The following is a 22,529-nucleotide window of genomic DNA, read 5'->3' as shown; positions in this document are numbered from 1 at the left end:
CGGAAAGGCAAAGTCAAAAGTCAAAACCCGGCAAAAAAAACGGCGGCCCTCAGGCCGCCGTCATCGTTGCATACATCAAGCTACCTTAATCGGCTTGCTTGCGCAGGAATGCCGGAATGTCATACGTCTCCATGCCATTCTTTTCCATCGCGCGCACCTGCTCGGAAGCCGATTCGCGGCGCCATACTGCCGGCGCCTTCATGCCGTCGAAACCGGCTGCCGGCGTGGCCACGCCCACCGTCGTCGTCGCCGCTTGCGCGCTGCCCATGGCAGCCGACGGGGTCAGCGGGCTGTTGTGGGTGCCGGTGCGCAGCACTTGCTGCGGTACCAGCTGGATGTTTTTCTTCGCGCGGCCCAGGCCCGTGGCCACCACGGTGACGCGGATATCGTCGCCCATGGCGTCGTCGTAGGCGATACCTTGCGCGATCGACGCGTCCGGCGCGGCAAACGCGCGCACGGCAGCCATGACTTCCTTGATCTCCTTGCCTTTCAAGCCACGGCTGGCCGTGACGTTGACCAGCACACCGCGCGCGCCCGACAGATCGATACCGTCCAGCAGCGGCGAAGCGACAGCCTGTTCGGCGGCGATGCGCGCACGGTCCACGCCGGACGCCGTCGCCGTGCCCATCATGGCCTTGCCCTGCTCGCCCATGATGGTTTTCACGTCGTTGAAGTCGACGTTGATATGGCCAGGCACGTTGATGATCTCGGCAATGCCGGCCACCGCGTTGTTGAGCACATCATCGGCGTGCTGCATCCATTCCAGCATGCTTTCGTCTTCGTAGATCTCTTCCAGTTTTTCATTGAGGATGATGATCAGCGAATCGACGTGCAGGGACAGCTGCTCCAGGCCTTCGTCGGCGATGTCCATGCATTTCTGGCCTTCGTACGAGAATGGCTTGGAGACCACGGCCACCGTCAGCGCGCCCAGTTCCTTGGCAACTTCAGCGACGATCGGGGCGGCGCCCGTGCCCGTGCCGCCGCCCATGCCGGCGGCGATGAAGACCATGTGCGCGCCGCGCAGCGAATCGGCGATGCGCGTGCGCGATTCTTCCGCCAGCTGGCGGCCGACGGCAGGCTTCATGCCGGCGCCCAGGCCGGTATCGCCGATCTGGATGATGTTGTGGGCCTTCGATGTCGACAGGGCCTGTGCGTCGGTGTTGGCGGCAATGAACTCCACGCCCGACATGCCTTTGTTGATCATGTGTTGGACTGCATTGCCACCCGCACCGCCGACGCCGACGACCTTGATGACGGTACCTAAAGCTGTGTTATCGACCATATCGAACTCCATGATGTGCTCCTATCAGATGCGGTTTCCAAGCGCCAGGCCTCATATTGGTAGGAGAACTGGAGATTGAAAACTGCGGTTAAATATAAAATAAGGTTATGTGTGTGTACCTGCGATGCTGCCAAAAAAACTGTGCTGCCGGGCGAAAATCATGCCCTTAAAAATTCCCTAAAAACCATTCCTTCATGCGCTGCCAGACTGCCTTCACCGAGCCGTCCTGACGCGTCACGATGTGGCCGCGCAGGTATTGCTTCTTCGCCTCCAGCAGCAGGCCCAATACCGTGGCATAGCGCGGACTGCGCACCACGTCGGCCAGCTGGCCCCGATACTCGGGCGTGCCCAGGCGCGCCGGTTTCAGGAAAATGTCTTCCGCCATTTCCACCATGCCGGGCATGATGGACGTGCCGCCCGTGAGCACGATGCCCGACGACAGCACGCCTTCGTAGCCGGATTCGCGCACCACCTGGTGCACCATCGCGAACAGCTCCTCGACCCTCGGTTCGATCACTGCCGCCAGCGCCTGGCGCGACAGGTTGCGCGGGCCGCGGTCGCCCAGGCCAGGCACTTCCAGCGATTCGCCGGGGTCGGCCAGGACCTGCTTGGCCACGCCATAGCGGATCTTGATTTCTTCCGCTTCCGCGGTCGGGGTACGCAAGGCCATGGCGATGTCGTTGGTGATCTGGTCGCCGGCGATGGGAATGACTGCCGTATGGCGGATCGCGCCATCGGAGAATACCGCCACATCGGTCGTGCCGCCGCCGATGTCGATCAGCACCACGCCCAGTTCCTTCTCGTCGGGCGTGAGCACCGCATCGGCGGACGCCATCGGCTGCAGGATCAGGTCCGACACTTCCAGGCCGCAGCGGCGCACGCACTTGACGATGTTCTGCACCGCCGACACGGCGCCGGTGACGATATGCACCTTCACCTCCAGGCGGATGCCGCTCATGCCGATAGGCTCGCGCACATCTTCCTGGCTGTCGACGATGAACTCTTGCGGCACCGTGTGCAGCAATTGCTGATCGGTCGGAATGTTAACCGCTTTTGCCGTCTCGATGACGCGCGCCACGTCGGTCGCCGTCACTTCCTTGTCCTTGATGGCCACCATGCCGCTGGAATTGAAGCTGCGGATATGGCTGCCCGCAATGCCCGCGTACACATTGCGGATCTTGCAGTCGGCCATCAGCTCGGCCTCTTCCAGCGCGCGCTGGATGGACTCCACCGTGGCCTCGATATTGACCACTACGCCTTTTTTCAGGCCCTTCGATTCGTGCTGGCCCAGCCCGATCACTTCGTGGCGCCCATCGGACATCACTTCGGCTACCACCGCCACCACTTTCGAGGTGCCGATATCGAGGCCGACGATCAGGTTTTTCGCGTCTTTTGTCATTTCTTTCGCCTAGTTTTTTGGGCTATTAATTGATTAATTGAGTATTCGGTTAAGCCGGTTTTTTAATCGGACTGCCATTTTTCTTCTTGATCGCCGGCGCCGGCCTGCCATCCTTGCCTTCGGCCGGTATCACCAGGCCGGCTGAACTGAGCGCCAGGCCATTCTGGTAGCGCATATCGATCGTGTCGATATTTTCCAGCCGGCTCGCCAGCTGCGGGTAGATGCCTACCAGCCGGTCGACCCGCGCCTTCAGGGTTGTATGATTCTGCTCGCGCCCCAGCGCCACGCTCATGCCGTTATTCAGTTTCACCGTCCACGCATAGCGGCTCGACAGCGACAGCGATTCAGGCACCATCTTCAACGGTGAAAACCACTTTGCCAGCTGCACGTAGGTGGTCAGTACTTCCTTCTCGCTGCCATCGGGGCCGGCAAACGCAGGCAACTCATGGTCGTCTTCCGCTTCGGCCACATTGGCAGTAAACACATCACCCTTGACCGACAGCAGGCGTCCATCTTCGCCCCAGGTGCCCAGCGCTTCGTGTTCTTCCAGCGCCACGATCAGCTGGTTCGGCCACTCGCGCCGCACGCTGGCGCGGCGCACCCAGGGCACCGATTCAAACACGCCGCGCACGCTTTCCAGGTTGGTCGTGAAAAAATTGCCCTTGATGCGGCCCAAAGTGCCACTGCGCAGGGTCAGGTAATTCACGTGGCGCAGGCCCTTGTCGTCCGCGCTTTCCACCTTGATTGTGCGCAGGTCGAACATGGGACGCTGCGACACCCACCAGACGCCGGCGGCCACGCACACGACCAGAACCGCGGCCAGCAAGCCGTTGGCAGTCGTATTGAGGCTTTTAGCGTCATGCCACATATCAGTGCTGTCCCTTGTGCATTTTCAGGCTTGCGCCGGAAACGATTTCCAGGCACAGGTCTTCATAGCTGGTGCCTTCCGCGCGCGCCGCCATCGGCACGAGCGAGTGGCCCGTCATGCCTGGCGAGGTATTCACTTCCAGCAAAAACAGCTTGCTGTCGGCCGCGCGCATCAGCACATCGACCCGTCCCCAGCCTTCGCAGCCGAGGGCGCGGTAGGCCGCCAGGGCGATGCGTTCCATCTCGGCGATGATCGCCGGGTCCAGCTGCGGCGGGCAGAAATACTGCGTATCGTCCGTGAAGTACTTGTTCTGGTAATCGTAATTGCCTTGCGGCGCGACGATCTCGATCGGCGGCAGCGCGCGCGCCGCGGCGCCCTTGCCCAGGATCGCGACGGTGAATTCGCGGCCCTGGATGAATTCCTCGGCCAGCACCGAATCATCGAGGCCGGCGGCGATGTCGTAGGCCGCCTGGAAGGCCGAAGCCTCGTTGACGGTGGTGATGCCGATGCTCGAACCTTCATGCGGCGGCTTGACGATCAGCGGCAAGCCCAGTTGCGCGGTGACCTTGGCCAGGTCGGCGCTGTCGTCCAGCACCGCGTACTTCGGCGTCGGCAGCTCGTGCATCAGCCAGATCATCTTGGTATAGACCTTGTCCATGCCCACCGAGCAAGCCATCACGCCGCTGCCCGTGTACGGGATGCCCAGCTGCTCCAGCGCGCCCTGCAGGCTGCCGTCTTCGCCGAAGCGGCCGTGCAGCGCGATGAAGACGCGGTCAAATTTCTCGGCTGCCAGTTCGGCCAGGCTGCGTTCACCCGTGTCGAAGCCGTGCGCATCCACGCCATGGCTTTTCAGAGCGGCCAGCACGCCCGCGCCGGACATCAGCGACACTTCGCGCTCGGCCGAGCGGCCGCCGAACAGGACGCCGACCTTGCCCAATTGTTTAACGTCGATAGCTGATGCTTGGTTCACGTCAGGCCTTTACAGTGTGAGATTGATACGTTGTCAGTTGATTCGGGATGCCGCTGATGGAACCGGCGCCCATGGTCAGCACGACGTCGCCGTCGCGCGCCACGCTCATGATGGTGTCGGCCATGTCTTTCATGGACTCGACGAAAATCGGCTCGATCTTGCCGCGCGCGCGCAGCGCATGCGCCAGGGCGCGGCCGTCGGCGGCGACGATAGGCGCTTCGCCCGCCGCATACACTTCGGACAAGAGCAGCACGTCGGGAGCACCGAGCACCTTGACGAAATCCTCGAACAGGTCGCGCGTGCGGCTGTAGCGGTGCGGCTGGAACGCCAGCACCAGGCGGCGGCCCGGATAGGCGGCGCGCGCGGCGGCCAGGGTCACTTCCGTTTCCACCGGATGGTGGCCGAAATCGTCGACCAGGGCGAAGCTGCCGCCATTTGGCAGCGCCACGTCGCCATAGCGGGTAAAGCGCCGGCCCACGCCGGAAAATTCCGCCAGGCCCTGCTGCGTGGCGCTGTCGGCGATGCCGATCTCACGCGCGATGGCGATCGCCGAGCAGGCATTCTGCACATTGTGCATGCCGGGCTGGTTCAGCACCACGTCCAGGTCGGGATAGCCTTCCTGCAGCACGGTAAAGTGCATTTCCAAGCCCACGGCGCGCGCGTTGATGGCGCGCACTTGCGCGTCTTCCGCGAAACCGTAGGTAGTGACGGGCTTGGTGACGGACGGGATGATGGCGCGCACGTGCGGATCGTCGATGCACAGCATGGCGCGGCCATAGAACGGCAAGCGGTGCGTGAACTGCACGAAGGCCTGCTTGAGCTTCTCGAAATCGTGCTCGTAGGTGTCCATGTGATCGGCGTCGATATTCGTGATCACTTCGATCATCGGCGTCAGGTTCAGGAACGAGGCGTCCGATTCATCGGCTTCGGCCACCAGGTAGTCGCCCGAGCCCAGCTTGGCGTTCGCGCCGGCGCTGGTCAGACGGCCGCCGATCACAAAAGTAGGATCGAGACCGCCCTGCGCCAGCACGGAGGCGACCAGGCTGGTGGTCGTCGTCTTGCCGTGCGTGCCGGCAATCGCGATGCCGCGCTTCAGGCGCATCAACTCGCCAAGCATCACGGCGCGCGGCACCAGCGGAATCTTGCGCGCGCGCGCGGCCGCCACTTCAGGATTGTCTTGCGGGACGGCGCCCGACGTCACAACCGCATCGGCGTCGCCGATATTTTCCGCCGCGTGGCCGAGCATGACGGTCGCGCCCAGGCTCGCCAGGCGCTGCGTCGCCGCATTGCTGCCCAGGTCGGAGCCCGACACCTTGTAGCCGAGGTTGACCAGCACTTCGGCGATGCCGCTCATGCCGCTGCCGCCAATGCCGACAAAGTGGATATTGTTTACTTTATGCTTCACAGAGCTAACCTCATGCCAATTTTTCCAATACGTGTGCGATCGCCTCATTGGCGTCGCGCTTGCCTGCTGCCAGTGCCGCCTGCGCCATCTGCTGGCAAGTATCGCGCGTCAAGGACGCCAGCAGAGTACTCAGCGACACCGCACTCATTTCCGTCTGCGGCAGATGAATCGCCGCGCCTTGCTTCGCCATCCATTGCGCGTTGTCGCGCTGGTGGCTGGTGGTCGACGCCACCAGCGGCACGAGCACGCTGGCCACGCCGGCCGCCGTCAATTCCGACAGGGTGATCGCGCCTGCCCGGCAGATCACCAGGTCGGCCTCGGTATACGCCCTGGCCATGTCGTCGATGAAGTCGACCACGTTCGCTTGCACGCCCGCCTGCGCATACGCGGCATGCAGGGCGTCGATATTCTTCTTGCCCGACTGGTGCGTCACCAGCGGGCGTTCGCCCTCAGGCATCAGCGCCAGCGCGGCAGGCAGGCTGTCGTTCAGCGCTTTCGCCCCCAAGCTGCCGCCCACCACCAGGATGCGCAGCGGCCCGCTGCGGCCCGCGAAACGCGCGGCTGGCGGCGCCATGGCGAGGATCTCGGCGCGCACGGGATTGCCCGTGACGACGGCCTTGCCGGCGGCGCTGCCGAAATCGGCGGGGAAACCGAAGCACACCTGCTGCGCCAGCGGCACCAGGGTCTTGTTCGACAGCAGCAGCGCGGCGTCGGCATTGACCAGCACCAGCGGCACGCCCTTCAGGCGCGCCATCAGGCCGCCCGGCACGGTGACGTAGCCGCCCATGCCCATCACCACGTCCGGCTTGCGGCGGGCGATGAAACGGCGGATGGCAAAGAAGCTGGCCAGCATCTTGAAGCCGCCCTTGACCGTGTGCGCCAGGCCCTTGCCGCGCATGCCGGAGAACGCGATGGCGTCCATAGGAATGCCGCTTTTCGGCACCAGCTCCTGCTCCATGCCATGGGTGGTCCCCAGCCAGCTCACTTCCCAGCCGCGCGCGCGCATCGTCTGCGCAATCGCCAGGCCCGGGAAGATATGGCCGCCGGTGCCGGCCGCCATGATCATCAGTCTTTTCGTCGTTTTCAAATTCGTCACGTTGTTCATAGCCGGCCTCCGCGCATCAGGATCCGGTTTTCGTAATCGATGCGCAGCAGAATGGCCAGGCCGATACAGTTAATCAGTACGCCCGTGCCGCCATAACTCATCAAGGGCAAGGTCAGGCCCTTGGTCGGCAGCAAGCCCAGGTTCACGCCCATGTTGATGAAGGTCTGCACGCCGATCCAAATGGCGATGCCCTTCGCCGTCAGGCCGGCAAAGGTCTGGTCGATGGCGATCGCCTGGCGGCCGATGTCGAAGGCGCGCTTGATAATCCAGTAGAACATGCCGATCACGACCAGCACTCCCACCAGGCCCAGTTCCTCGCCGATCACGGCCAGCAAAAAGTCCGTATGCGCTTCGGGCAGGTAGTGCAGTTTTTCCACGCTGCCGCCCAGCCCCACGCCAAACAGTTCGCCGCGCCCGAATGCGATCAGCGAGTGCGTCAGCTGATACGCCTTGTTCAGCGCATTGTCTTCCTGCCACGGATCGAGATACGCAAAAAACCGCTCGCGGCGGAATTTCGACAGGGCGATGATGGTGACGAAGATCGCCGTCAGCATGGCGCCGATGCCGCCGAACCAGATGGCGTTGACGCCGCCCAGGAACAGGATGCCCATGGCGATGCAAACGATCACGCCGAAGGCGCCCAGATCGGGTTCCATCAGCAGCAGCAGGCCGACGAAGCTGACGGCCAGCGCCATCGGCATGAAGCCCTTGGTCAGCTTGTGCATGTATTCCTGCTTGCGCACCGTGTAGTCGGCCGCGTACAGCACCATCACCACCTTCATCAGCTCGGACGGCTGCGGCCGCAGGCCCGGCAGGTTCAGCCAGCGGCGACCGCCGTTGACCGACACGCCCAGGCCAGGTATCAGGACCATCACCAGCAGCACCAGGGTGCCGATGAACAGCCACGGCGCCATCTTTTGCCAGGTCGCGACGGGGATGCGGAACACCAGCGCGCCGGCGATCACCGACACGCCGATGAACAGCGCCTGGCGCACGACGAAATAATTGTTCGTGTAGGCGGCAAACTTGCGCGCGTCCGACAGCGAGATCGACGCCGAATACACCATCACCATGCCCAGCAACATCAGCAGCAGGACCACCCACACCAGCGGCTTGTCATAGTCCATCATCTTCGACTGCCGCGCGCGGCCATCCAGCGGCTTGGCAGCCGAGCCGGAACCGAAGCGGAAGGGCAGCTGGAAGGCCATCAGAGATCCTGTCCGTTTTCCAGGGCGATGTCGCGCACGGCGTCGACAAACACCTGCGCGCGGTGCGCATAGTTCTTGAACATGTCCAGACTGGCGCACGCAGGCGACAGCAGCACCGCATCGCCGGCCAGCGCCAGGCTGCTGGCCCGCTTGACGGCTTCCGGCAAGGTGGCGCAGTCGATGAGGTCCACGCCAGCCGGCTCGAGGGCCGCGCGCAAGGCCGGCGCATCGCGCCCGATCAGCACCACGGCGCGCACGTAGCGCGAGACCGGTTCGGCCAGCGGCGAGAAATCCTGCCCCTTGCCATCGCCACCGGCGATCAGCACCAGACGCTGTTCCGCGCCGCCAAACGCCTTGCCCAGGCCAGACAACGCCGCCACCGTGGCGCCCACGTTGGTGCCCTTGCTGTCGTCGTAGTACTCGACGTCATTGACGGCCGTGATCAGCTCCACGCGGTGCGGCTCGCCCTGGTATTCGCGCAAGCCGTGCAGCAGCGGCGCGAACGGCAAGCCGATGGCACGGCACAGGGCCAGCGCCGCCAGCGCATTCGCCGCATTGTGCTGGCCGCGGATTTTCAGCGCGTCGGCCGGCATCAGCTTTTTCGCCATCGTCGGCACCGGTTCCGGCGCCGGATCGTTCTTCCTGCGTTTTTTCTCGATCACTTCTTCGCTCGGCACCGCTTGGGCCAGCCAGAAGATGCCGCGTTCATTGACCAGGCCAAAACTGTCCACTTCCGCCGGCTCGCCCGTGCCGAAGGTGATCGTCTCGGCCAGCGGATCGGCCATGTGCATGACCAAGGCATCGTCGCGGTTCAGGATGCGCACGGTCTCGTCGCCGAAGATGCGCGCCTTGTCCTTGGCATACGCGGCCATGTCGCCATGCCAGTCCAGGTGGTCCTGCGACAGGTTCAAGACCGTGGCCGCATCGGCCTGCAGGCTGAACGTCGTGTGCAGCTGGAAGCTGGACAATTCCAGTATCCACGCTTGCGGCAAGGTGCTGGCGGCGGGCTCGGTGACCTCTTCGCCTTCCAGCACGGGCTGCGGCGCAGGCTCGGCATCGAGCACTTCGCGCAGCACGTCCAGCGCGGCCGGGCTGATGTTGCCGGCCACGCGCGTGGCCAGGCCTGCGCGCTCGCACAGCAGGCCCACCAGGCTGGTCACCGTCGTCTTGCCATTCGTGCCCGTGATGGCGACGACTTTCGGCGCATAGCCGCGTTCCGCCTTGAGCGCGGCCAGGGCCTGCGCAAACAGTTCGATCTCGCCCCACACGGGGATATTTTTTTCCTGCGCGGCTGGGGCGATCTGCGCCAGCTCGCGGCTAGGTGCCAGGCCAGGGCTGACGGCGACGAAATCGACGCCATCGAGCAGGTCGGCCGTGAAGGCGCCGGCGATGAACTGCGCCTGCGGCACGGCGGCCTGCAACGCGGCCAGACGCTCGGGCGCCTCGCGCGTATCGGCCACGCGCACGCACGCACCGCTGCGGGCCAGCCACAGGGCCATGGCCAGCCCCGATTCGCCGAGGCCCAGTACCAGTGCGGTTTTAGCGTCGTACATCATCAGCGCAGCTTCAAGGTGGTCAGGCCGAGCAGCACCAGCATCATGGTGATGATCCAGAAACGCACGACAACCTGCGTCTCCTTCCAGCCTTTTTGTTCAAAATGGTGATGCAATGGCGCCATCAGGAAGACCCGGCGGCCCGCGCCATAGCGCTTCTTGGTGTACTTGAACCAGACGACCTGGATGATCACGGACAGCGTTTCGACGACGAAGATGCCGCCCATGATGAACAGGACGATTTCCTGGCGCACGATGACGGCGATGGTGCCCAGTGCGCCACCCAGTGCCAGCGCGCCCACGTCGCCCATGAACACTTTCGCGGGGTGCGTGTTATACCAGAGGAAGGCCAGGCCGGAGCCGGCCAGCGCGCCGCAGAAGATCACCAGTTCGCCGGCGCCCGGAATGTGCGGGATGAACAGGTAGCGCGCATAGGTGGCATTGCCCGTCAGGTAGGCGAACAGACCCAGGGCCGTGCCCACCATCACGGTCGGCATGATGGCCAGGCCGTCGAGGCCATCGGTAAAGTTGACGGCGTTGCTGGTGCCGACGATGACGCAATACGTCAGCGCGATAAAACCCCACACGCCCAGCGGATAGCTGATGGTCTTGAAGAACGGGACGATCAGGTCGGCCTTCGGCGGCAGGTCCATGGCGAAGCCGGACTGCACCCAGGCGTAGATCAGATTCCACACGTGGCCCGCGTCGGGCTCCGACACGGAAACGGAAAATGCCAGGTAAAACGCGGCGACGATGCCGATCAGCGACTGCCAGAAGTATTTTTCGCGCGAGCGCATGCCTTCCGGGTCCTGGTGCACCACCTTGCGGTAGTCATCGGCCCAGCCGACGGCGCCAAAGCCCAGGGTGACGATCAATACGGGCCAGATGAATCGGTTCGACAGGTCGGCCCACAGCAAGGTGGAAATCCCGATGGCGATCAGGATCAGCACACCGCCCATGGTGGGGGTACCGTGTTTTTTCAGATGCGTTTGCGGACCGTCCGTGCGCACGGCCTGGCCGACCTTCATGCGCGTGAGCATGCGGATCACGGCGGGACCGGCGCACAGGCCGATCAAAATCGCCGTCAAGGTGGCGAAGACGGCGCGGAACGTGATGAAGTTAAAGACCCTCAATGGGCCAATGTCGTCCTGGAAATAATGAGCGAGCCAGAGCAGCATGATTAGTGAGCTTCCTTGTTATTGTTGTTTGAACCAATCAAATGCTGCACGGCCCGTTCCATCTTCATGAAGCGGGAGCCCTTGATTAATACTGTTGCATCCGAACGGCCGGACAAATGCGCATCGAGCGCCGCCAGCAAACCGTCGAACTGTTCGAAATACTCCACGACCGTGCCCGATTCCTGGCTGGCGGCTGCCTGCGCCGCACTCACCAGATGGCGCGCCAGGCCGCCCGTCGCCAGCACGTGTTCGATGCCTTTGGCGGCAGCGTAGGCGCCGATCTCTTCGTGGAACTGCTGCCCCTGCGTGCCGACTTCGCCCATCTCGCCCAGCACCAGGATGCGTGGTGCCACGGCCTGCGCCAGTACATCGATGGCCGCGCGCGCCGAATCCGGATTGGCGTTATACGTGTCGTCGATGATGGTGGCGCCGTTGGCGGCACGTTTTTTCTGCAGGCGGCCGTTCACGGGCGCGAACGCCTCCAGGCCCTGCTTGATATGTTCGATGGCGATGCCGGCGCCCACGGTGCATGCCACGGCGGCCAGCGCATTGCGCACATTATGTTCGCCAGCCGCCTGCAGGCCGACGAAGAACTGGCGCATGGCGCCGTCCTGTGCGCGCACGCTGACGAACAAGTCGCTGCCGAAATCCTCTGCCGCGCGGTGCGTGCAGCTCACGTCCGCCTCTTTCGACAAGCCGAAGGTGATGACGGCGCGCGCGCCGGCCAGCTCGCGCCACAGGGGCGTGAATTCGTCGCCATGCGGGAAGACGGCCACGCCGTCATCGGCCAATGCCGCCAGCGCGGCGCCGTTTTCGCGCGCCACCGCTTCGACCGTATGCATGAATTCCTGATGCTCGCGCTGCGCGTTGTTGACCATCGCCAGGGTCGGCGCGGTGATCGCGGCCAGGCGGGCGATTTCGCCCGGATGGTTCATGCCCATCTCGATGACGGCCGCCTTGTGCTGCCCGCTCAGGCGGAACAGCGTCAATGGCACGCCGATCTCGTTATTCAGGTTGCCGCGCGTTGCCAGGCGCGCTTCCTCGCCAAAGGCCGCCGCCAGGATCGACGAAATCATCTCCTTGACGGTGGTCTTGCCATTGCTGCCGGTGACGCCGATGACGGGCACATTGAAACGGCCGCGCCAGAAATTGGCGATGCGGCCCAGCGCCACCAGGGTGTCGGGCACCACGATGGCCGCTACCTTGCCGCTGTCCCAGCCTGCGGGCAGGCGCTCGACCACCACGGCGGCGACGCCGTGCGCGGCCACCTGCTCGAGGAAATCGTGGGCGTCGAAACTCTCGCCGCGCAGGGCGACGAAGAGCGAATCGGCCGGGGCGCTGCGGCTGTCGGTGGAGACGCCGTCAAAAACGGCGTCGCCCGTCAGCTGCGCGCCGTCCAGCGACGGCATCAGTTCTGTCAGAGTTCCGCGCATCAGTTCGTCCTCATCATGGTCAGGCGCGCGGACAGGGCCAGCTGCGCATGGTCGGCGTCGGAGAACGGCAGTTTCTTGCCCTTGATTTCCTGGTACGGCTCATGGCCCTTGCCCGCCAACAGGATCACGTCCGGCTTGGCGGCGTGCTTGATGGCCGACAGGATGGCAGCGGCGCGGTCTTCGATGGCTTGCGGCTGCGGGCTGTCGGCGCGCATGCCGGCGACGATCTGCGCGATGATGGCATGCGGATCTTCGCTGCGCGGATTGTCGCTGGTCACTAACACGTGATCGGCCAGCTGCGCGATGGCGCCCATCTGCGGGCGCTTGCCCGGATCGCGGTCGCCGCCGCAGCCGAACACGCACCACAACTGGCCGCCCCGCTCCTGCGCCACCTGGCGCAGCGCGGCCAGGGTCTTTTCCAGCGCATCCGGCGTATGCGCGTAATCGATGACGACCATCGGCGCTTCCTGGCCGCCAACCTGCTGCATGCGGCCGGGGGCCGGCTGCAAGGATTCGATGCCATCGATGGCGGCGCGCAGGCCGGTGCCGTGCGCCAGCAAGGCGCCCAGCACGGCCAGCGCATTGCTGATATTGAAGTGGCCCACCAGCTGCGTCTTGACCAGCGCCACGCCCAGCGCGCACTCCAGGTGGAAGTCGGTGCCGGCATTGCGGCTGCGGAACTGGCTGGCGCGCAGCATCAGCACGCCTGGCAGGTCGGGCAAGGCAGCCGCATCCTGCAGGGTATAGCCGATGACAGGGTATTCGCCGGCCAGCTTGCCGTCCACGTGACGCGCCAGGCGCAGGCCCATGGGGTCGTCCAGGTTGATGACGGCCGTTTTCAGGCCGGGCCAGTCGAACAGCTTGACCTTGGCCGCCTCGTAGGCAGCCATGTCGCCATGGTAGTCGAGGTGGTCGCGCGTCAGATTGGTAAACATGGCGACGTCGAAATGCATGCCGGCGGCGCGATCCTGGTCCAGGCCGATGGACGACACTTCGATGGCGACGGCCTTGGCGCCTGCATCGCGCATGGCAGCGAGTTTACGCGCCAGCAGCACGGCGTCCGGCGTGGTGTAGCCGGTGACGTCGAATTCGATGGCGCCGCGCGGCTTGCACAGGCCCACACCCAAAGTCCCGATGACGGACGATGTTTCGCCCAGGCGCGCCAGGGCCTGCGCCAGCCACAAGGCGCACGAGGTCTTGCCATTCGTGCCCGTCACGCCGGCGCTGAACATGGCGCTGTCGGGCATGCCGTAGAAAGCATGCGCCACGGGGCCGGCCAGGCGTTTCAGGTCGCCCACCAGCAGGTGCGGCACGCTCCAAGCGGCGTTCCATTCCACGGCGTCATGCACGATGGCGGCGGCGCCCTGCGCGATGGCGGCGGCGATGAAATCGGTGGCGCCCGCATAGGCGAAAAACACGTCGCCGCGCTGCACGCGGCGCGAATCGGACGTCAGCTGCCCGGACGGGGCAGCCGCTTTGATCCACAAACTGATGTCTTGTATGGTCATGAGTGACTTCACATGGCCTCCGGGCCGGCATTGGCCGGGACCACGATTTCGGTAACGGAGGAATCGGGCGGTACGTTCATCGCGCGCAGCGCGTTGGTCGCAATCGCCGCGAAAGCGGGAGCGGCGACCTGACCGCCATAGTGGGCGGGGCCGGTCGGTTCATCGATCATCACGGCAATGATGAAGCGCGGCGCCGACATCGGCACCATGCCCACGAAAGAGCCGATATATTTGCGCGGCATCGCGTAGCGGCCGTTTTCCACCTTATAGGCGGTACCCGTCTTGCCGCCCACGCGGTAGCCGGCCACCTGGGCGCGCTTGGCCGAGCCGTGCGCGCCGGAGACCACCAGTTCCAGCATGGCGCGCATGTCGGCGGCCGTCTTCGGCTTGATCACCTGCTGGCCCACGGGCAGTTCATTGACCTTCTGGAACGACAGGGGAATCGTGTCGCCGTCGCGCGCGAACATCATGTACGAGCGCGCCAGCTGGATCAGCGAGACGGAAATGCCGTTACCGTAGCTCATGGTCGCCTGTTCCACCGGGCGCCACGATTTATACGGACGCACGCGGCCGGCCACGGCGCCGGGGAAGCCCCATTTCGGCTGCTGGCCGAAGCCGACCTTGGTAAACATTTCCCACATTTCCTGCGACGGCATGCCCAGCGCGATCTTCGAGGTGCCGATGTTCGACGACATCTCGATGATCTCGGAGACATTGATCACGCCGTGCGGCTTGGTGTCGGTGATCGTGCGGTCGGCGATCGTGTAGCGGCCCGGGCCCGTGTMGATCWAGGTGGTCGGCTTGACCCGGCCCGTGTCGAGCGCCAGCGAGACCGTGATCGGTTTCAGGGTCGAACCGGGTTCGAAGGTATCGGTCATGACGCGGTTGCGCAGCTGCTGGCCCGTGAGCTTGCGGCGGTCGTTCGGGTCGTAGCTCGGGTAATTGGCCAGGGCCAGCACTTCGCCCGTGTGCACGTCGAGCACCACGGCGCCGCCGGCCTTGGCGTTGAATTTCTCCACCGCTTCCTTCAGCTGCGTGAAAGCGATGTACTGTATCTTGCTGTCGACGGACAGGGTCAGGTCCTTGCCGTCATGCGGTTCGTGGATGAAGCCGATGTCTTCGACGATGTGGCCCAGGCGGTCCTTGATCACGCGGCGGCTGCCGGTGGTGCCGACGAGGGTTTTCTGCTGCGCCAGTTCCATGCTTTCCTGGCCCACGTCTTCCACGTTGGTAAAGCCCACCACGTGGGTCATCACTTCGCCCTGCGGATAGAAGCGCTTGTATTCCTTGCGCTCGTCGATGCCGTCGATGCCGAGCTTGGAAATCTTGTCGGCCACGTCCATCTCGACCTGGCGTTTCAGGTAAACGAAGCTGCGGTCCGAATCGAGCTTCTTGCGCAATTCGTTGACGTTCATTTCCAGCAGGCCGGCCAGCGCATTGATTTTTTCGGGCGACGCCTGCAGCACGTCGTCGGGAATGGCCCAGATGGCTTTCACGGGCACGGACGAAGCGAGCACCTGGCCGTTGCGGTCGGTGATCTTGCCGCGCGTGGCCGGCAGTTCCAAGGTGCGCTCATAGCGCGCCTTGCCCTGCTTTTGCAGGAATTGCGTCGACACGCCCTGCAGCCACAGCGCGCGCGCGCCCAGGCCGGCGAAAGCGAAGAACAGCAGGAACAGCACGACGCGCGAACGCCAGACGGGCAGACGCACCGCCAGTACGGGGTTCTTCGAGAATGGCACGCCTTTCGATGCCGCCACCCGGCCGTTGCTATTACCGCCCAACTTCATTATTCGCCCTCCGTCAGGTATTGCGTACGCGCCGCCGTCAACGGCGTCATGCTCAGGTCGCGCCGTGCGATCGATTCGATGCGTTCATGCTTGCCCAAAGTGGACTGGTCCAGCTGCAGTTGCGCCCAGTCGATGTCGAGCTGGCGCGACAGCGCTTGCGCGCGTTCCAGGTCGATCAGCAGGTGGCGCGACTGGTACTGCGCGTTCACCAGCGACAGACCGCAGCACACCAGCAGGGCCGACAGCACGACACACAGCTTGCCAGTCATCGGGCGCCGCCACTAACTGGAATCGGCAAACGCTGCGCCACGCGCATCACGGCCGAACGCGAACGGGGATTGCCCTCGATCTCGGCGTCGGACGGCTTCATTTTCGAAATCAGCTTCATTTCCGGCTGCGGCAAGTCGACCGCGCGGATCGGCAGACGGCGGTCAGGCTGCTCCACGTTCGCCTTCGAGGCGAAGAAGCGCTTGACCATGCGGTCTTCGAGCGAATGAAAACTGATCACGGCCATGCGCGCGCCGGGCGCCAGGCAGGCATACGCCTGATTCAGACCGATCTCGAGATCCTCGAGCTCTTTGTTAATGAAAATGCGGATTGCCTGAAAGGTGCGGGTAGCGGGGTCCTTACCCTTCTCGCGGGTCTTGACGGCGCCTGCCACGATGCCGGCAAGCTGTCGTGTGCTTGAAATTGGCTGGACTGCCCGGCCAGCAACAATCGCCTTTGCAATCTGAAAAGCAAACCGTTCTTCCCCATAATCGCGTATCACTTTCTCTAAATTCTGCTCGGTTTCCACCGCCAGCCACTCGGCCGCGGAGACGCCGCGCGTGGTATCCATGCGCATGTCCAGCGGTCCGTCGTTGCGGAAGCTGAAACCGCGCGCCGCGTCGTCGACCTGCGGCGACGAGATGCCCAGGTCGAGCAAAATGCCGTCCACCTGCTGCACGCCGCGTTCGGCCAGGCTGGCCGTCATGGTGGCAAAGCTGTCATGGACGATTTCAAAGCGGGGGTCGCCGATCTGTTCGGCCGTGGCGATGGCTTGCAAATCCTTGTCGAAGCCGATCAGGCGCGCGTCATCGGCCAGGCGCGACAGAATCAAGCGGCTATGGCCGCCGCGGCCAAACGTCCCATCGACGTAAATGCCGTGCGCGCGGTCGCCCGACAGGTCGAGCGCATCGACCGCTTCATCGAGCAGCACCGTGCGATGCTGAAATTCCGGCACCGTGAGTTGTGTCATTACGGAGCCTTAGAAAGAAAAATTGGAAAGTACATCGGGGGTGCCGGCATCGATCGCCTGCTGTTCTTTGTCGGCCAATTTGGCGGCATCCCATATTTCAAAGTGACTGCCCATGCCGATCATCATCACTTCGCGCGCCAGCCCGACGGCATTGCGCAATTCAGGCGAGATCAGCACGCGGCCCGCCGAGTCCAGCTCGACGTCGACGGCGTTGCCGAGGAAGATGCGCTGCCAGGCGCGCGCCGACATAGGCCAGGCGGCGATTTGCTGGCGGTGGCTTTCCCACACGGGACGGGGGAAAAACAGCAGGCAGCCATCGGGGTGTTTGGTCAAGGTCAAACGGCCTTCGCATTGAATCGCCAGCGCGTCACGGTGCTTGGCAGGGATAGACATCCTGCCTTTGGCATCGAGATTGATTGCGGACGCGCCTTGAAACACGGAAGACCTTTTTTTGAGCTTGGCTTGCAACGCTTGCGCATCGCGATGGAAAGGGAAAATTTCCCACAAAAACACACTTTTTCACACAGTTGCCCACTTTAGAGGAAGCAAAGATAGTGGTCAAGCGGTTTCCGATTGGCAAAACAGGAATTTTATTAATGAAATTAAGGACTTAGCGCAGATCGTTGAAGGAGTCTCAAATAAAAATATATCGATAAATTAGATACTTATGAAAGATAGTGAATGTGCTACCTCATCTGCACACATGTGTTTTCCTACCGTAAACATCGAAAAAAACGAAATCAAAAAATTGAATTTTTTACAGTTAGTTGACACATGACAATACTTTCGTCATCCAGACACAACAGCCAACAGCGGCAGAGAAAGACTTGGTTTAAAGCAAAAAACAATCGTCCATGGCGCATACCTGCCCTGTTTTCCGGGCCTGGCCTGAGACGGGAAAATTATTTTTGCACTGCAGCAATTAATTAGAAACAAGAAACTTTAACCAATTGTTCATCTTTAGTTGTATATACAACTTTATCTTCACCGCTATATTTTTAGAAACAAAAAAAGCCCCTTTGCGGGGGCTTTTGTTTGGTGCGCAGCATGCAAACTGCCGTGACCAAGGGACTCCCCCGGCAAGCCTGGGAGCAGGAATTCAAGTGAAGCAGGCCGATAGGCCGGATTTTGTTACGGCGCCTTCCCTCGCAGGTTGGCGCTATGACAGTCATTCCTCTAGGCGCCAGATTGCTCGGGCGCTCAAGCTTTCTACCCGCACGCTCCGCGAGCAGCATCATCGCGTGCCTATTTGAAATTGCACCAGGTGGAGGTTACCGCGTTTCACCGTAACTTAATACGCTCGTCTCTGTGGCCCTATTCCTCGCCTTATACCTTGCGGCTTTCGACGGACGGCCGTTAACCGTCACCCCGCTCTATGGAGTCCGGACCTTCCTCCCGCCAGCGCATTGCTGCGCCGGCCAGCGACTGTCTGGCCTGCTTCACCCGCCATTGTACCGCGCCGCAGCATGTTTCTGCAAAAGCGCGCCGCACCCGCCGGGGGATTGTGTAATTCGGTGTCGCCATTTCAAAAGCCGGGCCAAATCGACTCACATAGAATGAATGGGGCAAGCTGCCTGCACGCAGGCGCATGCGCACCGCTTGCCCCATTTCTTTGCCACCCAACTAGAATATAAAGAGCCGAATATGACGCAACAACCCCGTACCGGCGGCCAGATCCTGGTCGATGCCCTGCAGATCCACGGTGTCGACACCGCTTTTGGCGTACCTGGCGAAAGCTACCTGGATGTGCTCGACGCCCTGCACGACTCGGGCATCCGCTTCATCATCAACCGCCAGGAAGGCGGCGCCGCCTTCATGGCCGAAGCCTACGGCAAGCTGACGGGCAAGCCGGGCATCTGTTTCGTCACGCGCGGTCCGGGCGCCACCAACGCCTCGATCGGCGTACACACGGCTTACCAGGACTCCACCCCGATGATCCTGTTCATCGGCCAGGTGGGCAACGATTTCGTCGACCGCGAAGCGTTCCAGGAAATCGACTACCGCCGCATGTACGGACAGATGGCCAAGTGGGTGGCGCAGATCGACCGCGCCGAGCGCATCCCCGAATACCTGGCGCGCGCGTTCCAGGTCGCCACCAGCGGGCGCCCCGGCCCCGTCGTGCTGGCCCTGCCGGAAGACATGCTGATCTCCATGGCGACTGTCGCCGACACGCGCGCCTACCAAGCCGTGCAGGCGGCACCATCCGACGCCCAGCTGCAGCAGCTGCGCAGCATGCTGGCGGCCGCAAAGCAGCCGCTGGTCTTGCTCGGCGGCACCACATGGACGCCGCAAGCGTGCGCCGACCTGCAGCGGTTCGCGGAAAGCAACCACCTGCCTGTCGCCTGCGCCTTCCGCTTCCAGGACTTGCTCGACAATGCACACCCGAACTACATCGGCGACGTCGGCATCGGTATCAACCCGAAACTGGCCGCGCGCGTGAAAAACGCCGATCTGGTCATCGCCATCGGCCCGCGTCTGGGCGAAATGACGACGGGCGGCTACACCCTGTTCGACTCGCCCGTGCCGCGCCAGCGCCTGGTGCACATCCATACGGACGCCGAGGAGCTGGGCAGCGTCTACCAGGCCGAGCTGATGATCAACAGCGGCATGCCGCAAGTGTGCGCCATGCTGGCCGCCATGTCCCCCGTCGACGCATCCGCCTGGCAACATACGCCCGCGGACGCCAAGGCCGAGCTGGCCGCCTACCAGGAGCAGCCGCCCATCTTCCGCGATGGCCAGGCGCCGCTGGACCTGTGGCAAGTGACGCAGGAGATCATGGCGCAGGTGCCGGCCGACACCATTCTGACGAACGGCGCCGGCAATTACGCCTCGTGGGCACACCGTTTTTATCGCTACGGCGGCATGCGCACCCAGCTGGCGCCGACGAACGGCGCCATGGGCTACGGCGTGCCGTCCGGCGTGGCGGCGAAGATCGTGCATCCGGAACGCACCGTCATCACGTTCGCCGGCGACGGCGAATACATGATGAATGGCCAGGAACTGGCCACGGCCGTCCAATACCAGGCGGGCGTGGTCATCATCGTCTTCAATAACCAGATGTTCGGCACCATCCGCATGCATCAGGAGCGCGACTACCCGGGCCGCGTGTCGGGCACGACCCTGCACAACCCGGATTTTGCGGCGCTGGCGCAGGCGTACGGCGCGCATGGCGAAGTGGTGAATACGACGGACGAGTTCGCCCCTGCGCTGCAGCGGGCGCTGGCGCATGCCAGGGCGCACAACTTGCCGGCCCTGATCGAGCTGCGCTACGACGGCAACCTGATCACGCCGAACGCGACACTCGCCACCATCCGCGCGAATGCGGAAAAGGCGCAAGCGGCCAAATAAGCCCCTTGCAAGGCGAGAAATAACAAAGGCCCGGTCGATACCGGGCCTTTTTCATGGGCGAATCACAACCGCGTCAGGCGGCAGGCGCCTCGGCGCTGTCCTGCGCTGGCGCCTGCGCCGGCGTCTCCGGCATCGGCGGGCACGGCGTGCAGTTTTTCAGCGGACGGCCGAAATCGCGCACGCGGCTCAGCTTCATCGGCATGCGCACGTTGCCGCCGCAGTAATCGCCTTCCAGGGTCAGGGTCTGGCCATCTTTGGAAAACTTGCCGACGATGGTGCGCTCTTCGCTGTCGGCGCCGGCGATGGTGAAGTCGAAGGCGCCCGTGGCGGCGTCCAGGTTGACGTCGTTGGCCACGATAGGCCAGCTCAGGGCGCCTGCCGTGAATTCATAGATGACGGAATCGGCCTCGGCAAAGCGGTGCAGGGTGACGCGCTGGCCGCCGATTTCGCCGCTATCCTTTTGCAGGCACAGGTCGGAGTAGACGGCCACGCCATAGCGCTCCAGTCCGGCCGGCTTCTTGCCCTTGACGGCGGCAAAAGCGGCGCCGGTGGCGCCAGCGAGCAGCAGCGCGGCCAGCATGGCGGCCAGGCGCGGCGAGGTGAATGAATACATGGCATTCCTTTACTTGGGTAACGGCGCCATTATAACTGGCGCCGCACATGCAAAAACGCGCCGCCAGGACTAGCCTGGAGACGCGTTTCTTTGCTGGCAGACATCCCCGGAGGGATGACTGCAGCGGTACTAAGCTTCGCTTGCGCGAATATTAGAACGAGTGACGAACGCCAACGTTGAAGGCTTTGTCGCCCGTACCAACATTGCTGTTGTTACCAACGGTGTAGCCAGCGTTGTTTTTGTTCTTGATTTTAGCGTACGAAGCGTAGGTGCTGGTGCGCTTCGACAGAGCGTACGAGTAGCCCAGTGCCCATTGATCAGCATCAGCGTTCGTACCAGCTTTGTCGTTCGTGCGGATGAACGAAGCCATTACGGTGCCAGCTGGGCCAACAGGTACGGTAGCGCCAACCAGGATGTTGTTGCTGTCGTTGCTGTAAGCAGCGGTATTGTAGTTGAACGAGTTGACAGTCGAGAACGTGCCGTCAGCGTTTTCCTTGGCGTTGTTAGCTACAGCGCTGTTGTTACCTTTGTTGGAACCGTATGCGATGTAAGCTTTAGCAACTGCGAAGTCGTAGTTAGCTGCAGCCAACCAGTTACGTGCGCTACCGGATTCGGTCGTTGCGGTGTCGTTGCTGGTGGTGTTGTAAGCCAGACGTGCATTCAAAGGACCGTTCGAGTAGCCAACCGACGCGCCGATTTGACGACCGATTTTGTTCGACTCAGCTTTTTCGCCGAAGGTGTAAGCCACGTCAGCGTCAAAGCCGTTGAAGTTTGGCGTGGTGTACAGCACGGTGTTGCTGGTGCGGGTCAGTGCTTTCGATGGGAACAGGTTCTTGGCGGAACCAGCGTAGCCCACTGCGAATGGATCAGCAACTTTCGACAGGGTGTTGTACCAAGGGGTGTATTGACGACCCAGGGTCAGGGTACCGGTCGTTTTGCTGCTCAGACCAACGTACGATTGACGACCGAACAGGGATTCGTTTTTACCTTGTGCGCCGGTGTCAACGCCGAAACCAGCTTCCAGAACGAACAGTGCCGACAGGCCGCTGCCCAGATCTTCGGTGCCTTTGAAGCCCAGACGGGAAGCCGAAGCAACGCCGCTGTCCAGTTTGTTAACGTTGCCGTTAACACCGCCGCGCTCGCTGACGAAACCAGCGTCAACGGTACCGTAGATAACAACGCTCGATTGAGCTTGGGCTACGCCAGTGGCTGCTGCCAGGACTGCCAGGGTGATCAGAGTTTTTTTCATTGCGATTTCCTTTAATTTTGAAGCAAAAAGTAATACAGCCTATGCATCTCGAGCTGCGCTCTAGCAGAGCGCTTTTTATGAGTGAGGGCAAGGTCTCCACCTGCCACATTGCTGTTCCGGTCAGAGGAACATTCATATCGGTATCGGCACGCTATTGCACCGATAAGCTTGAAGGCTGCATAACGACCGTCATTCGTGCGCCGGTTCGGTGCTCAAACGGCACCGGAAGCGGCACTATAACGACCGTTTCACATTCCATCAAGTTCCAACATGTTACTTCCGGTACCAGGCCAGGGGCTTTTTCAGGCATCCCGACCATCGCCAACCGTACTACGCGACAGAGCCAGTGCCCCTTGCCAACCAATGCATTGGCCTGATTGACCATT

General features: G+C 62.7%; 18 protein-coding genes and 1 other RNA gene. 1 reads left to right on the top strand and 18 read right to left on the bottom strand.

The annotated features are described in order from the left end of the window. Nucleotides 1-85: 85 nt before the first annotated feature. The 16 genes from ftsZ to rnpB all read right to left on the bottom strand — a co-directional run bounded on the left by ftsZ (nucleotide 86) and on the right by rnpB (nucleotide 18,374). The gene (ftsZ, locus tag CBW66_RS20905; RefSeq protein ID WP_034748865.1) at nucleotides 86-1,294 is read right to left on the bottom strand and encodes a cell division protein FtsZ; all 1,209 of its coding nucleotides are present in this window, start codon (nucleotides 1,292-1,294) and stop codon (nucleotides 86-88) included. A gap of 154 nt (nucleotides 1,295-1,448) precedes the next feature. Then, nucleotides 1,449-2,681 (bottom strand): cell division protein FtsA, encoded by a 1,233-nt coding sequence (gene ftsA / locus CBW66_RS20900; protein WP_010394955.1) that lies wholly within the window; start codon nucleotides 2,679-2,681, stop codon nucleotides 1,449-1,451. 49 nt (nucleotides 2,682-2,730) lie between these two features. Further along, a complete protein-coding gene (locus CBW66_RS20895; RefSeq protein ID WP_070222481.1) occupies nucleotides 2,731-3,549 on the bottom strand; it encodes a cell division protein FtsQ/DivIB in 819 nt (272 codons plus the stop codon). A 1-nt stretch (nucleotide 3,550) separates the two neighbouring features. Further along, nucleotides 3,551-4,519, bottom strand: coding sequence for a D-alanine--D-alanine ligase (locus CBW66_RS20890; RefSeq protein WP_086139098.1), 969 nt, complete (start codon nucleotides 4,517-4,519; stop codon nucleotides 3,551-3,553). A 1-nt stretch (nucleotide 4,520) separates the two neighbouring features. After that, nucleotides 4,521-5,924 carry a UDP-N-acetylmuramate--L-alanine ligase gene (gene murC / locus CBW66_RS20885; RefSeq protein WP_086139097.1) on the bottom strand — a complete coding sequence of 468 codons (1,404 nt, stop codon included), beginning with the start codon at nucleotides 5,922-5,924 and terminating at the stop codon, nucleotides 4,521-4,523. Nucleotides 5,925-5,934: 10 nt separating this feature from the next. Next, nucleotides 5,935-7,029 (bottom strand): undecaprenyldiphospho-muramoylpentapeptide beta-N-acetylglucosaminyltransferase, encoded by a 1,095-nt coding sequence (gene murG / locus CBW66_RS20880; RefSeq protein ID WP_086139096.1) that lies wholly within the window; start codon nucleotides 7,027-7,029, stop codon nucleotides 5,935-5,937. Further along, nucleotides 7,026-8,237, bottom strand: a complete 1,212-nt coding sequence (gene ftsW, locus CBW66_RS20875) for a putative lipid II flippase FtsW (RefSeq protein WP_086139095.1) — start codon at nucleotides 8,235-8,237, stop codon at nucleotides 7,026-7,028. Before ftsW ends, murG begins: the two co-directional genes overlap by 4 nt. Beyond that, entirely contained in the window at nucleotides 8,237-9,793 is a 1,557-nt protein-coding gene (gene murD, locus CBW66_RS20870) for a UDP-N-acetylmuramoyl-L-alanine--D-glutamate ligase (RefSeq protein ID WP_086139094.1), read from the bottom strand. Before murD ends, ftsW begins: the two co-directional genes overlap by 1 nt. Continuing rightward, nucleotides 9,793-10,968, bottom strand: coding sequence for a phospho-N-acetylmuramoyl-pentapeptide-transferase (mraY, locus tag CBW66_RS20865; RefSeq protein ID WP_034748886.1), 1,176 nt, complete (start codon nucleotides 10,966-10,968; stop codon nucleotides 9,793-9,795). The genes murD and mraY overlap by 1 nt, the downstream gene beginning before the upstream one ends. A 2-nt stretch (nucleotides 10,969-10,970) precedes the next feature. After that, nucleotides 10,971-12,401: a UDP-N-acetylmuramoyl-tripeptide--D-alanyl-D-alanine ligase gene (gene murF / locus CBW66_RS20860; RefSeq protein ID WP_086139093.1), complete on the bottom strand. Its 1,431-nt coding sequence runs from the start codon at nucleotides 12,399-12,401 to the stop codon at nucleotides 10,971-10,973. Then, nucleotides 12,401-13,909 carry a UDP-N-acetylmuramoyl-L-alanyl-D-glutamate--2,6-diaminopimelate ligase gene (locus CBW66_RS20855; protein WP_086139092.1) on the bottom strand — a complete coding sequence of 503 codons (1,509 nt, stop codon included), beginning with the start codon at nucleotides 13,907-13,909 and terminating at the stop codon, nucleotides 12,401-12,403. The genes murF and CBW66_RS20855 overlap by 1 nt, the downstream gene beginning before the upstream one ends. A gap of 8 nt (nucleotides 13,910-13,917) precedes the next feature. Beyond that, nucleotides 13,918-15,696: a penicillin-binding protein 2 gene (locus CBW66_RS20850; RefSeq protein ID WP_086153666.1), complete on the bottom strand. Its 1,779-nt coding sequence runs from the start codon at nucleotides 15,694-15,696 to the stop codon at nucleotides 13,918-13,920. Beyond that, nucleotides 15,696-15,965, bottom strand: coding sequence for a cell division protein FtsL (gene ftsL / locus CBW66_RS20845; RefSeq protein WP_034748894.1), 270 nt, complete (start codon nucleotides 15,963-15,965; stop codon nucleotides 15,696-15,698). The genes CBW66_RS20850 and ftsL overlap by 1 nt, the downstream gene beginning before the upstream one ends. Then, the gene (rsmH, locus tag CBW66_RS20840) at nucleotides 15,962-16,933 is read right to left on the bottom strand and encodes a 16S rRNA (cytosine(1402)-N(4))-methyltransferase RsmH (RefSeq protein WP_086139091.1); all 972 of its coding nucleotides are present in this window, start codon (nucleotides 16,931-16,933) and stop codon (nucleotides 15,962-15,964) included. The genes ftsL and rsmH overlap by 4 nt, the downstream gene beginning before the upstream one ends. Before the next feature lie 9 nt (nucleotides 16,934-16,942). After that, nucleotides 16,943-17,371, bottom strand: a complete 429-nt coding sequence (gene mraZ / locus CBW66_RS20835) for a division/cell wall cluster transcriptional repressor MraZ (protein ID WP_034748899.1) — start codon at nucleotides 17,369-17,371, stop codon at nucleotides 16,943-16,945. A gap of 663 nt (nucleotides 17,372-18,034) precedes the next feature. Continuing rightward, nucleotides 18,035-18,374: RNase P RNA component class A (rnpB, locus tag CBW66_RS20830), an RNA gene on the bottom strand. A 203-nt stretch (nucleotides 18,375-18,577) separates the two neighbouring features. On the opposite strand from rnpB, the gene CBW66_RS20825 reads away from it, so the two are divergent. Next, nucleotides 18,578-20,281: a thiamine pyrophosphate-binding protein gene (locus tag CBW66_RS20825; RefSeq protein WP_086139133.1), complete on the top strand. Its 1,704-nt coding sequence runs from the start codon at nucleotides 18,578-18,580 to the stop codon at nucleotides 20,279-20,281. Between the two features lie 73 nt (nucleotides 20,282-20,354). On the opposite strand, the gene CBW66_RS20820 is transcribed toward CBW66_RS20825, so the two are convergent. Both CBW66_RS20820 and CBW66_RS20815 read right to left on the bottom strand, forming a co-directional pair. Beyond that, nucleotides 20,355-20,894, bottom strand: a complete 540-nt coding sequence (locus tag CBW66_RS20820) for a hypothetical protein (protein ID WP_086139090.1) — start codon at nucleotides 20,892-20,894, stop codon at nucleotides 20,355-20,357. Between the two features lie 151 nt (nucleotides 20,895-21,045). Next, complete coding sequence (locus CBW66_RS20815; RefSeq protein WP_086139089.1) at nucleotides 21,046-22,143, bottom strand: porin; 1,098 nt, start codon at nucleotides 22,141-22,143, stop codon at nucleotides 21,046-21,048. Between the last annotated feature and the right edge of the window lie 386 nt (nucleotides 22,144-22,529).

Source organism: Janthinobacterium sp. GW456P, assembly GCF_002127655.1.
In the GTDB taxonomy this organism is placed as follows: Bacteria; Pseudomonadota; Gammaproteobacteria; order Burkholderiales; family Burkholderiaceae_D; genus Janthinobacterium.
The sequence above is the reverse complement of the archived record's forward strand: the minus strand, read 5'-3'. Positions and strand labels throughout refer to the sequence as shown.

Coding starts and splice junctions, on each gene's coding strand:
- murD (WP_086139094.1), bottom strand. CDS start 9,793: ATGATGTACGACGCTAAAACCGCACTGGTACTGGGCCTCGGCGAATCG.
- ftsW (WP_086139095.1), bottom strand. CDS start 8,237: ATGGCCTTCCAGCTGCCCTTCCGCTTCGGTTCCGGCTCGGCTGCCAAG.
- ftsA (WP_010394955.1), bottom strand. CDS start 2,681: ATGACAAAAGACGCGAAAAACCTGATCGTCGGCCTCGATATCGGCACC.
- murF (WP_086139093.1), bottom strand. CDS start 12,401: ATGCGCGGAACTCTGACAGAACTGATGCCGTCGCTGGACGGCGCGCAG.
- rsmH (WP_086139091.1), bottom strand. CDS start 16,933: ATGACACAACTCACGGTGCCGGAATTTCAGCATCGCACGGTGCTGCTC.
- CBW66_RS20825 (WP_086139133.1), top strand. CDS start 18,578: ATGACGCAACAACCCCGTACCGGCGGCCAGATCCTGGTCGATGCCCTG.
- CBW66_RS20820 (WP_086139090.1), bottom strand. CDS start 20,894: ATGTATTCATTCACCTCGCCGCGCCTGGCCGCCATGCTGGCCGCGCTG.
- mraY (WP_034748886.1), bottom strand. CDS start 10,968: ATGCTGCTCTGGCTCGCTCATTATTTCCAGGACGACATTGGCCCATTG.
- murG (WP_086139096.1), bottom strand. CDS start 7,029: ATGAACAACGTGACGAATTTGAAAACGACGAAAAGACTGATGATCATG.
- ftsZ (WP_034748865.1), bottom strand. CDS start 1,294: ATGGAGTTCGATATGGTCGATAACACAGCTTTAGGTACCGTCATCAAG.
- CBW66_RS20815 (WP_086139089.1), bottom strand. CDS start 22,143: ATGAAAAAAACTCTGATCACCCTGGCAGTCCTGGCAGCAGCCACTGGC.
- ftsL (WP_034748894.1), bottom strand. CDS start 15,965: ATGACTGGCAAGCTGTGTGTCGTGCTGTCGGCCCTGCTGGTGTGCTGC.
- CBW66_RS20895 (WP_070222481.1), bottom strand. CDS start 3,549: ATGTGGCATGACGCTAAAAGCCTCAATACGACTGCCAACGGCTTGCTG.
- CBW66_RS20855 (WP_086139092.1), bottom strand. CDS start 13,909: ATGACCATACAAGACATCAGTTTGTGGATCAAAGCGGCTGCCCCGTCC.